This is a genomic window from Candidatus Flexicrinis affinis, assembly GCA_016716525.1.
In the GTDB taxonomy this organism is placed as follows: domain Bacteria; phylum Chloroflexota; class Anaerolineae; order Aggregatilineales; family Phototrophicaceae; genus Flexicrinis; species Flexicrinis affinis.
Window position 1 is genome coordinate 1037446 of sequence record JADJWE010000001.1, and the last position, 11031, is coordinate 1048476.

Annotated in this window: 12 protein-coding genes; 1 reads left to right on the forward strand and 11 read right to left on the reverse strand. The window is 62.5% G+C overall.

Annotated elements, in window-relative coordinates; translation table 11 throughout:
• The gene (locus IPM16_04385; GenBank protein MBK9122347.1) at positions 1-1362 is read right to left on the reverse strand and encodes a C39 family peptidase; all 1362 of its coding nucleotides are present in this window, start codon (positions 1360-1362) and stop codon (positions 1-3) included.
• 424 nt (positions 1363-1786) lie between these two features.
• Between IPM16_04385 and IPM16_04390 the strand changes: the two genes are divergently transcribed.
• Positions 1787-2872 carry a flippase-like domain-containing protein gene (locus IPM16_04390; protein MBK9122348.1) on the forward strand — a complete coding sequence of 362 codons (1086 nt, stop codon included), beginning with the start codon at positions 1787-1789 and terminating at the stop codon, positions 2870-2872.
• Here the strand turns inward: IPM16_04390 and IPM16_04395 are convergent.
• The 10 genes from IPM16_04395 to IPM16_04440 form a co-directional block, all read right to left on the reverse strand.
• Positions 2848-4218: a hypothetical protein gene (locus tag IPM16_04395; protein MBK9122349.1), complete on the reverse strand. Its 1371-nt coding sequence runs from the start codon at positions 4216-4218 to the stop codon at positions 2848-2850. The two genes, IPM16_04390 and IPM16_04395, sit on opposite strands and share 25 nt — an antisense overlap.
• Complete coding sequence (locus IPM16_04400; GenBank protein ID MBK9122350.1) at positions 4208-5512, reverse strand: FtsW/RodA/SpoVE family cell cycle protein; 1305 nt, start codon at positions 5510-5512, stop codon at positions 4208-4210. The genes IPM16_04395 and IPM16_04400 overlap by 11 nt, the downstream gene beginning before the upstream one ends.
• A 9-nt stretch (positions 5513-5521) precedes the next feature.
• Entirely contained in the window at positions 5522-6409 is an 888-nt protein-coding gene (gene mtnP, locus IPM16_04405; GenBank protein MBK9122351.1) for an S-methyl-5'-thioadenosine phosphorylase, read from the reverse strand.
• Between the two features lie 3 nt (positions 6410-6412).
• The gene (locus tag IPM16_04410) at positions 6413-6859 is read right to left on the reverse strand and encodes an FHA domain-containing protein (GenBank protein ID MBK9122352.1); all 447 of its coding nucleotides are present in this window, start codon (positions 6857-6859) and stop codon (positions 6413-6415) included.
• A gap of 4 nt (positions 6860-6863) precedes the next feature.
• A complete protein-coding gene (locus tag IPM16_04415; protein MBK9122353.1) occupies positions 6864-7640 on the reverse strand; it encodes a DUF3662 domain-containing protein in 777 nt (258 codons plus the stop codon).
• Positions 7641-7716: 76 nt separating this feature from the next.
• Positions 7717-9111 (reverse strand): peptidylprolyl isomerase, encoded by a 1395-nt coding sequence (locus IPM16_04420; protein MBK9122354.1) that lies wholly within the window; start codon positions 9109-9111, stop codon positions 7717-7719.
• Positions 9112-9131: 20 nt separating this feature from the next.
• The gene (locus IPM16_04425; protein ID MBK9122355.1) at positions 9132-9557 is read right to left on the reverse strand and encodes a 30S ribosomal protein S18; all 426 of its coding nucleotides are present in this window, start codon (positions 9555-9557) and stop codon (positions 9132-9134) included.
• A gap of 43 nt (positions 9558-9600) precedes the next feature.
• Positions 9601-9990, reverse strand: a complete 390-nt coding sequence (locus IPM16_04430; protein ID MBK9122356.1) for a single-stranded DNA-binding protein — start codon at positions 9988-9990, stop codon at positions 9601-9603.
• Positions 9991-10012: 22 nt separating this feature from the next.
• A complete protein-coding gene (gene rpsF / locus IPM16_04435) occupies positions 10013-10306 on the reverse strand; it encodes a 30S ribosomal protein S6 (GenBank protein ID MBK9122357.1) in 294 nt (97 codons plus the stop codon).
• A gap of 206 nt (positions 10307-10512) precedes the next feature.
• Positions 10513-10971: a hypothetical protein gene (locus IPM16_04440; GenBank protein MBK9122358.1), complete on the reverse strand. Its 459-nt coding sequence runs from the start codon at positions 10969-10971 to the stop codon at positions 10513-10515.
• Positions 10972-11031: the final 60 nt, after the last annotated feature.

Below are 11031 nucleotides of genomic sequence, written 5' to 3' on the forward strand. Positions count from 1 at the left end.
CTACGAGCCTGCCCCGTTGAGTGCGGATTGTGCCTGTTCGTAACGCGGGTTGCGGCGCAGCGCCGAGCGATAAGCGCTTTGGGCGCCAGCATTGTTGCCCAACGCTTCCAGCGCACGGCCTTGCCAGTAGTATGTCTCTTCGACGTACTCGGCACCGCTGGCGAGGTTCGCGTCGACGAGACTCAGGACTTCGTTGTAGCGCTGCGCGCCATAATACGCCTCGAACGGGCCGAACTGGTACCATGTCATGCGCCACGGCACACCAGCGACTCGCGCGCGGTCGAACGCCGATGCCGCGCGCTCGTATTCGCCGAGCATCACAAGGCTGCTGCCAAGATTGAACCAAGCGTGGCCGTCGGTGTTGTCCGCAGTGGCTTCGGCCGTTGCCTGCTCCAGCGCGATCTGGGCGGCCATGCGTTCGTCGGCGTGGTCGCCGAGCAGACGATTGATCAGGTCGGCGCGCTGCGGCTCGTACAGCACGACGAACGTGCGGTTGAAGTGCTTCCAATCTGCGTCCATCTGGGCATAGCCTTCGACGGTGTTTTCGCCGAGGAAGCTGTCCATGATGAGGAATTGTCCCTGATTGTCGTCGTAGCCGACAAGCGTGCGATAGTGGCCGAGCCAGTCGTAGCCCTCAAATCGAGCGCCAGTCTCCACCACAACCGGGAAGTTGTTGGCGAGCAGCGACTTCATCAATTGCACCGTGCCGCCGACGCGGGTGAGGGCATCGAGGTTGCTTTGCTCCTCGACAAACGCGACCAGTTCTTGAGGCGATACATTCTTGTCCTCGCGTCCGCCCGGCTTGAGGAAGGTTGCGGCGAACGCTTGATCTTGCGTCCAGCCATAGTAGCTGAGCGCCATTGTGATGTTCGCAGGGCCGCAGTTGTTCCACGTCTGCTCTTGATAGTTGAAGCCCGAGAGCTGCACGGTTCGCGGCAAGATGGTGTCGTTCGAGACCTGTACCGGCTCGGGAGTTGGCACAGTCGCGGCCGCCTGTGTGTCATCGGCTGGCGCAGCGGCCTCGGTTGTGGGTTCGGAGCTCGGCTGTTCGGTGGGCGCTGGCGTCGGTTCGATCGTCGGTGCGTTCGTGGGTTGTTCCGTCGCAACGGGTTGCGTCGGCTCGACCGTGGGAGCTCCTTCGGTGGGACTCGAAAGGCTCAGGCCGCTGAGCAAGTCCTCAGGCGAGACATCACCCCCGCTGGCTTCTGGTGTTGGCAGCGTATCGTCCGGGCCGGGGCGCGGCGGCAAGAACGCCTGCATAAACGGAAGCGCTTCCATGATTCGCTCCTGCTGTGCGGGCTCGAGCACGAAGCGAAACGCGGCAATCGCGCCGCCGATGCCCAGCATGCCGAGCACAAACATGCCGATCACACCCCATAACAGCCAGCGGGGCGGCCCTGCCGGCGCGGGTGAAAGAGGCGGATATGGGGACGCCTTCGCGCGTGGCCCCGGCTGTTCTGTCAGCGGGACCTGGCCCGCAGGCTGCTCGGTGGGCTGCGGAGGCTGGACAATTGGATCAGACGGCCGATATGCGGGCCGTGGCTTGGTATCTTCTATCTCGGTGTTATCGTTCATGGGTCGTCGGTACTCTCGGCTTACCGTCGGTCGAGTATACACGGGGCATTCAAACGCCGGTACGGTGATCCTACCGCGTTTCCCTCATCTACCGCGTCCGCCTGCCCGCTGACTTGCCGGCGCATAGCCGACGTCAGCCGCGCCTGACGGTAGGCGCTCCCGAGGCGGGCTGATAGAATGGCTCCGCTCTGTTGGATGAGACCGTCGCCGCATGCGCAAATACCGCAACCAGATCATCGTCGGCCTGCTGATCTCGCTGGCGCTGTATATCGCCGTGTTGATCGTGTTCGACAGTCAGGGACAGTTCACGGTAGGCGTCGTTCAGGCGCTCGAAGGCTTTCCGTGGATCGCGCTGCTGTGGATTGCACTGGCACAGACCGGGACTTTCGTCTTCCGTTTTTTCACGTGGCAGTACTACATGGGCGTAGTCGGCGCGCGGGATCGGATGAGCCTACTCGATAGCGCCGTCATTTTCGTCGTCGGGTTCGTGCTGGTCGTCAGCCCCGGTAAAGCCGCCGAACTGCTCAAGGCCGTACTGGTCAAGGTCAAGTCAGGGGTGCCGACGGCGCGCACCGTGCCTGTGGTGGTTGCGGAGCGGGTAGTCGACGGTATCAGCGTCATCATTCTGCTAGCGGTCGCTATGTTTGCGGCCGAAGAACAACTACAGCTTGGCGACTATCGAGACTTCAGCCGTGCGATCGTGTTTTCGTCTGCCGGGCTGATTATTTTCGGGCTGTTGGCCGTTCAGGTGCGTCCGCTGGGCGAATTAATCTTGTGGATCATTGACCGTCTCCCGCTAATCCGTCGGGCCAGTCACTGGTTTCGCGAGCTATATGAAAGCAGTCGGACGGTATTCAGCCTTCGTCATGTGTCGATCACGATGTTGTTCGGTGTTGGCGTTTATGCGTTCACTGCGCTGGCGTTCGTCCTGATCCTCGTCGCGTTCGGCCTTCCTCTGACGCTGACGCTGGTGCTCCAAGCGACGTTCATCGTCGGTGTATCGACGGCCATCGGCGCGCTGAGCTTCGTGCCGAACGGCGCAGGCGTGACCGAGATATCGCAGGCTGCGATGTTGATGGCGATCGTCGCGCCGCAGAACCCGGAACTCACCGTCGGCGTTGCCGCGGCGGCCGCGCTGCTGGAGGGATTCTTCCACAAGTGGTACCGTGTGCTGGTCGGGCTCGGGACGGCGTTCGTGTTCCGACAGCGCCTGTTCTCGCCCGCCGTCGAGCGCGAACTGGAGCTTGCCCAGTCGCACGGAACACACGCCGATCAGTCGCCGTCCGCGGCGTCCTGAACCGCGCACATAAGCGCCGCGGCGCGCGCAACCAGATCGTCTTCCGCCTCTGGCGCCTGTTCGATGACCAACGCTAGTGCCCGCGTTTGTCCGTCACCGGTCGTAAACGACGCCACGACCGAGCGCACCAGACTGTCACCCTGCGTGTCCGACGAGATGTAGAGCGCAGGGTCCTGCAAGGTACACGGAGGATCCACACGATCTAGCGCGGCGGTGCCTGTTCGTCGCAACACACTGGCTAGCCCGCGGGCAATTGTCGAGGTCACCACTGCCCGCGAGGCCTCCGCAGGCAGTACCGCCACGAACTCCGTTTCACCCGGCGCGCGCGTGCCTAGAAGCAATGACGGCACTGGCGCGTTGCCATCGTTTTCAAGCGTCGCGATCATCACGGCAAGTTCAAGCGGCGACCGAAGGGGCGCTGCGTCCGAGTCGGTCGCATCCGGCTGAGCAGTGGTCGGGATCGGGGCGGCGTCGAAGCCAGGAAGGCTTGTACGTGTGTCGAGACCGAATAGCTCGCGCACTTCGCTCATGCGCGCAGCCCCGACCTGTTCCGCGATCCAGTCGACAAACCCGGGACAGGCCTCCACAAATGCGTCTGCGACTGTTATGAGGGGCGTGTCTGCTCGGCCACAGCCTAACGCGGCCCGTTCGACGGTCTCGTCGCGCAGGCGGCCATCCACCATCCACGCGGCCAGCGCGGCGACACGCTCGGCGATCGACGAGGGATACGCGCCCTGTACCGCTCGGTTCACAAACGGGTTTTCAGGGGATCTGATCAACTGCGCCCACTCAAGGTCGAGAGTGACCGGGGCCACGCTCGGCTGGCTGACCATGGCCAACAGCCCGCCTGTCCTCGGATCAAGGACAATTGCGCCGCCCGGATCATCGGCAAGCGCCTGCCACGCCGCACGCTGCACCGTGTCGTCTACCGATAGCTGGATGTCGCTGCCGATACGCGGGTAATGCAGCAGGTTGTAATGCACCTCGGCCTCGAACGCGCCGTACAGGTCCGTGCCGGTCAGCAGCGCGTCGAATGCATTCTCGACCCCGCTCGTGCCGTACTGGAGGCTCGAGTACCCGACAAGGGCGTATAGGTCGGGCGTGATCACGGTGCGTGTAACTCGACCGTCCTCGTCGATGATAGACGCCGTCAATATGTCGCCGTCGCGATCGAACACCGTGCCGCGCACGATGCGTGCCGCTTCGTCGCGGAGCCGATAGTTGTACGATCCTTGCAGGACGGTCTCTGGGCCGGCGATCGCCCAGTAGCTGGTGGCGAGGAGCACCGCGGCAAAGGCCAGCGCAAGCGCGATGAACAACCGCTGCAGCGACGTGTCAAACCGCATAAGGATCCTCGGCGGACAGCCGGAGCAGCACCCCGACCATGACAAAGGACACCAGCAGCGAACTGCCGCCGTAGCTTACGAACGGCAATGTGACCCCGGTCAATGGGATCAGGCGCATCACGCCACCCAGAATGAGCAGGCTTTGCACGCCGATCACGAGCGTTAGGCCCGTTGAAAGCAGTGCCGAGAAGGGCCGATCGGTCAGGCGGATGCCCACACGGAGACCTCGCGCAACAAGCACCAGCAGCATCAATACGACGAACGCCGCCCCGAGCAGCCCCCATTCTTCAGCCACTGCCGCGTAGACCGCGTCTGAGTGTACGACAGGCACATAGGCGGGCGAACCCTGTCCAATGCCTTGTCCGAACGCCCCGCCGGCAGACACGGCGATCAAACTCTGAACGATCTGATATGCGCTGCCTTCCGCCTGCGACCACGGGTCGATCCAAATGTCGACGCGCTGCGTGACAACGGCGAACGTGTTGTATGCAAGGATTCCTGCTGCGACGATCAGGACCGTGCCGGCAGCCAACACCATCAGCCGTCCGCTCGCGGCATAGAGCAGCAGCAGAAACACCAGAAAGAACACGAGCGCCGCCCCGAGGTCGCGCTGCCAGATCAGCACCAGCAGACAGATTCCCCACATCAGCAGCACAGGCCCGATCAGGCGCGGCGAAAGGAATCCGCCTTCGAGTGCCCGGTTTGCGCGCGCGCTCGAGAGCAGCGGAAACTGCTCGGCGAGGTAGCTAGCGAGAAAGGCGACCAGCACGATCTTGAGGATTTCGGCTGGCTGGAAATACAGTCCAAATGCCCCTAGCCACAGCGTCGGCGCGCCCGGTTGACCCGACGGATTCACGCCGAATAGAAAAGACGCGAGCAGCAGGCCCAGCCCGCCGAAAAACAGCAGATAACGGAAGTCGCGCAGCAGGCGCAGCACTGTCGGCCATGCCGCCGAAAACACGAGCGCTGCCGTACTAATCAACAGCCAAGCCGCTTGCCGATCAGCGAACACTGGGGTCAATCGGTCGATGACGGCGATGCCGAAGCCGCTGAGCATCATGACCAGTGGGAATAGGAGCGGGTCGCGGTTAGGCAAGCGGCGCTCAAGCACGATGTGTCCACCAGCCGCCGCGGCGATCCACACAAGGATCGGAAGCCAACCCTGCGGGCCGGCTTCGCGCAAGATATTCAGCGCGGCGATGTTGACAGCCACGAACAGGCCGGCAACCACCAGCAGGACGCGCTCGGCGACAGCCTCGTGCCGGCTGGGATTCAGCGACCGTTGGCTCGACACGGCGGTACCTTAGGTCCCCGGATCGAGCCGGCTGCCCAGCAGGAGCTTTAGTTTGTCTGACGCCGCCGCAGGGATTCGCGCACGTGCCGTCATGACGACATTGTCCAGCGTGTGATGCGCAGGATAGTCTGCATCGACATCGAGGCGTTCAATACTGGCAGCGATGACGCGCTGAACATGGTCGATGTTCTTGGCCATCGTCGCCATGACGATCTCGGTGGTGACAGGCTCTTCAGACTCGTGCCACACATCGTAGTCGGTGATGTGCGCAATCGCGGCGTAGGCGATCTCCGCCTCACTGGCGAGGAAGGCTTCCGGTGCGGTCGTCATGCCGATGAGCTGGCCACCCCACGTGCGGTAGGTCCGGCTTTCTCCTCGCGTGCTAAAGCGCGGGCCCTCGATCACGACAAACAGCCCGCCGCGGTGCACGACCGCGTCCGGAACCTGTGCCGCGGCCGCCTCTGCAATAACGCCCGACAGCTCCGGGCTGAACGGGTCGGCCATTGACACGTGCCCGACGACACCGTCTCCGAAGAACGTCCGTCCGCCGCGCTCCGAGCGTGTGTTGTCGTAAATCTGATCGGGCAGCGCCAGATGCCCGGGTCGGTACGATTCGGTCAGCGATCCGCACGCGTTGGCGGCGAGGATGAACCGCACACCCAGCGATTTCAACGCGTAGATATTTGCCCGGTAGGGAACCTCCGAGGGAAGCAACGTGTGGCCTTCGCCGTGGCGTGGAAGAAACGCGACGCGCTTGCCGCGCAGCGAGCCGATGACAATTGGCCCGCTAGGCGATCCGAACGGAGTCGTCACGGTGATACTGACCTTGTCGCTGATTTCCGGCATGTTGTACAGGCCGCTGCCCCCGATGACCCCGATTGCTGCCGTTTCGGTCATTCGCTAGTTCTCCATCAGTTCGATCATGTATCGCATCTTGCCGATGCCAACGACATCGCCGTGCGTGACGATCGCCGGCTTCTCGACAGGGATTCCGTTTAGCGTTGTCCCATTACGGCTGCGTCGGTCTTCCAGCCACCATTGGTCGCTGCGGCGCGTGATGGTGGCGTGAACAGAACTGGCGAAGTTGTCATCGACGGGAATGGTGTTGGTCGGTGAACGGCCGAGGCTGGTCGTAGGCAAAAGCGGGAAGCGCTTGCCGGTTGGGACCATCTTGCTGTCGACTTCGAACATCACGACGAGATGGCCGAACGACCGGCGTTGAACCTGATGCTCGGCCGCCGCCGCCCGTAACTCGCGAACGAGCAGCCAGCCCACCACGCAGGCAAACACGACGATCAGCACGGCCGACGCGACGCGCAGACCGAACAGGACCAACTCCGCGTCCACCAGCCTACAACCCCTCGAATGTGTCCGTGGGCGGGGAGTGATGATTGTCGTCGTCAGGACGATCGTCGATGTAGATCAGCCGCGAACGACCGATATCGACGACGTCACCCGATCGCAGCAGGTGCTCGCGCACGCGGATGCCGTTGACGGACGTGCCGCGCGAACTGTTGATGTCGAACAGCAAAAACTCGTTGCCACGGCGGCGGATCTGGGCGTGATAGCGCGAGACGTAGGGATCGTCGACAACCACGTCATTATCGACCATGCGGCCGACATTGATGATGTCGCGATCCAGATCGACGCGTGTGCCGCCATTCAGGATCAGGTGCGGCTTGTGGCTGAGGTAGTCGGTCAGCGGCATGGTCACGGCGGTCAAGCCGAGCGTGCTGCCGTTGGTGTCGTCGCTGTGATTGGCGAACGCCAGCGGTCGGCGTACGGCGACGCCTTCTTGCGCGATGAGCCGAAGCGACGGAGCGCGGCTGAAGCGGTAATCTGCTTGCGAAGCGAGCGTGATCAAGTAGGTACACAAACGTTCCGCCAGGTCGGGATACTTGGCGACCAGCTTGTGGTGCAAATCAGGGGCGATCTGAAGGACGTAGCTGTCAGGGGCAAGCGGGCGGTTGATGCCTGTCGGGTCGAGCCTGAGGCCTTCTTCGAGCGCACGAACGAGATACAGCGCGAGGTCGAATACATTGACCTTGTAGCCGAATGCAGCCGCGAACGTGGTTTCTACCCACTGTTCGAGGCGCGACTCAAATCGAGACAGCCGATCATCGTTCATAGTATGCAGATTATAGTCCGGCGTTTGAAAAACAAAACCCCCCGCCGAAAATTCGACAGGGGGTCGTAGGCTGCGCTTAGCGTTCGCGGTAGATGAAGTTCGGCGACTGCGGGATGTTGGAAGCCCATGCGTTGGTGGTTTCGTAAGTCCCTTCGGCTGCGGTCCGAACCTCGTCGATCCAGTCGGCCAGCACGAGGCTCTTGGCGCGCTCGATCTCGGCCTCGGTGGCCTCGCGATTTTCCTTCGCGCGCACTTGGATGATATGGTAGCCGAATTCCGACTCCACCGGCCCGACGATCGCGCCGATCTCCGCATCACGTACGGCGTTTGCGAAAGGCTCGACGTAATTGGACACCGGTGCCCAGCCCAGCTCGCCGCCATTGGCGCCCGAGCCGGTATCAGTCGACGCGGCACGCGCCAGATCGCCGAACGATTCGCCGCTTTCGAGTGCGGCGATGATGTCCTGCGCCTGTTCCTCGGTTTCGACGAGGATGTGACGTACATCGGCGTACAGCGTTTCGTTTTCGGCGCTGCCGGACAAGTGATCAGCGACTGCTTTACGCAGTGCCCGTGTGCGCAGGACGTCCAGTACCGCGCTTTCGCTGGTGCCCGACTGACGTGCGATTTCCGAAACCAGCGACTGCCTTTGGTTCTCGAAGCTGGTCTGGACCTCTTCGGCGCTTCGGGTCGCCACGACCTCGGTCGGCGCGGGGGTGACTGTCGCCGTCGCTGTCGGGATCGGGGTGGCGCCCTCGATCGTCGGCGTCGCGGTTGGCTCGACTGTCGCGGTCGGTTCAGTCGTCGGTGTCGGCGAGACGAACGGAGTCGGCGTCATGGTCGGCTCCGGCGTCGCCGTGGGATCGGTGCCGATAAGCGCCACGGCCTCCGGATCATATCCGATCAGATCGTTGATGTACGCCTGAACATCCTCGTCCGTGACAGTGACACCCAGCTCCGCCGCGGCAGCTTCGATGAGCTTGTCGTCAACCATATCGTCAAGGACCCGCAGGCCCATGACGTCCGAGGTGTTGAGTTCGGACCAGTAATCCGCGTAAGGCTGCTGCTGGAGCACGAAGTTTCCGGCCTCTTCGACGGAAACACCGTTCTCTTCGACAATGTCGTTCAGGACATCGTTGATCAGCTCGATCTGCAGCGCACGTTCAATGCGCACCCGCTGCTGATATTCGCCGACCGAAATTGTCTCGCCAGCGACCGTAGCGACATTCTGGCTTGGGCGGATGAGGCCGTCCATGACGAATGCGATCAACAGCAGAATACCAATGATGACCGCTGCGGCGACAACGATCGTCAAGATCAGGCGCTGAACAGCCGCCTCGCGTTCGTGGCGGGTCTGCTCGTGATTGGGGTTGCGGCCAAGCAATCGATCGACACGGGTCGGTTCGATGTACTGCTTGACCTCTTTGGTCGCCGGTGCCTTTGGCAACGGCGTCGACTTGCGTTTCTTTGCCATGCGCTGCGTTCCCGATTTCGCTAGTCGTTGATGCTGACGAAGGGCAGCAGTGCCAGATGACGCGCGCGCTTGATTTCACGCGCCAGCTGGCGCTGGCAGCGTGCGCAGTTACCGGTCTGCCGGCGCGGCTTGATACGGCCCGACTCGCTGATGTATCGCTTCAGCGTCTCTACGTCCTTGTAGTCGAAACAGCGACCTTCTGGGCAGTAAGTGCCACGCCGCCGTCCGCCCGAGAACCCTCGTCCGCCACGGTCGCCGCGATCACCGCGATCACCGCGATCACCGCGGTCGCCACGGTCACCGCGGTCGCCACGATCACCACGGTCGCCGCGGTCGCCGCGGTCACCACGATCACCACGATCTCCACGGTCGCCGCGTGAACGGCCTTCCGATCGCGACTCAGCTGCCTTTTCTTGCTCGTTGTTCGTTTCTTCCACGTCCGTCATGGGTGGATCTCCTTCTTCCTTGGGGCTGTGCTGTCGTTGAATGCTAGATACCGAAATCGTCTTCGGGGTCGTCGTAATCGATGTCTGTGCCTTGACGGCGTTCGCCCAGCAGCTTCATGTCACGTGCGACGACCTCAGTGCGGAAATGCTTCTTGCCGGTTTCGTCTTCCCAACTGCGGGTCTGCAGCCGTCCCTCGATATACACCTGATAACCTCGGCTGAGGTGCGACTTGCAGATTTCCGCCAACCGGCCCCATGCCACGATGTTGAACCACTCGGTCTTTTCCTTGCGTTCGCCGTCGGGCGTCTGCCAACTGTGGCTGACGACAGCGACATCGAAGTTCACGACGGGCGCCCCGCTCGGCGTGTAGCGGAGTTCGGGTTCGCGGCCGACGTTTCCGATGATCATGACCTTGTTCAATCCACGTGCCATAGGAGTCTGCTTACGCTGCCTGCTATTCGTCCTTGCGGATAATCAGGTAGCGGAGGAGTGCCGGAGTCAGGCGCATGCTGCGGTCCAGCTCTTCGACATGTGCGCCGTCGATCGACGCATCGAACAGCACGTAATAGCCCTCGCGTTGGCGGTTGATCTCGTAGGCCAGCTTGCGGCGGCCCCAACGATCAATGCGGTTTACGGTGCTGGCGTTGTCCTGTTCGACAAAGCTCTTCACCTGATCGACGACTTCGTTGATCTGGTCGTCGGTGCCTTCAATGCGAACAATGAAGACGACTTCGTAGTCTTTAAGCACGGTTTGTGTCCTTTCCACGGATCACAGCCCCTCAGCGGTACGGGCGCACCGCCGGCGAGGCGAAAAGGTTGTGAGTGCCGCAATGCGCGGCCGACACGCCATATTACAGGGATGGCCTGTGCCGGTCAACGGCGAATGCTCCAGACGAACAGCGCCCCTCGATCGAGGGGCGCTGCCTGCTGTAACTCGTGGATGAGCGCGGAGGACTAGATGCCGCCGAACCGCTCGCGAACCGGTCCACGCTCCGGCCGGCCCGGAAATTCGCGCTCGAACAGTCGATCGAGGCGAACCGATGCTTCGGCGACGAGGCCGTCGGCAAGTTCCTGCGTGATGCGGCCGTTGGCGACCGCTTCAGCCAGCCGTTCGGTGAGCTGCGCAAGAAGATCGGCCTTGATGTCCTCGACGCTGGCCCCAGCGCCGGTGACGACGTCGCTGAGCGTCGCGCCATCAGCCAACTGCTGCCGGATTTCACGAAGGTCGAGGCCGGTGGCTTCGGAGACGGCGTTGACGACATGGCGGACCGAGTTGAGGATCGGCGCCCGGCGCATCCGTCCGGGCAGGTCGCCGCGGCCACGCTGCTCGACATCCTGTGCGCTTGCGAACCCGGCAAGGCTGAAGATCATCACGGCGGCGGTTGCAAACAGAACGAGGCGTTTGGTTTTCATGTTGGCTGTCCCTTCTCCTTGTACTGGCTTGATCTCAGGGTAGGTGGTACTCGTAATGAA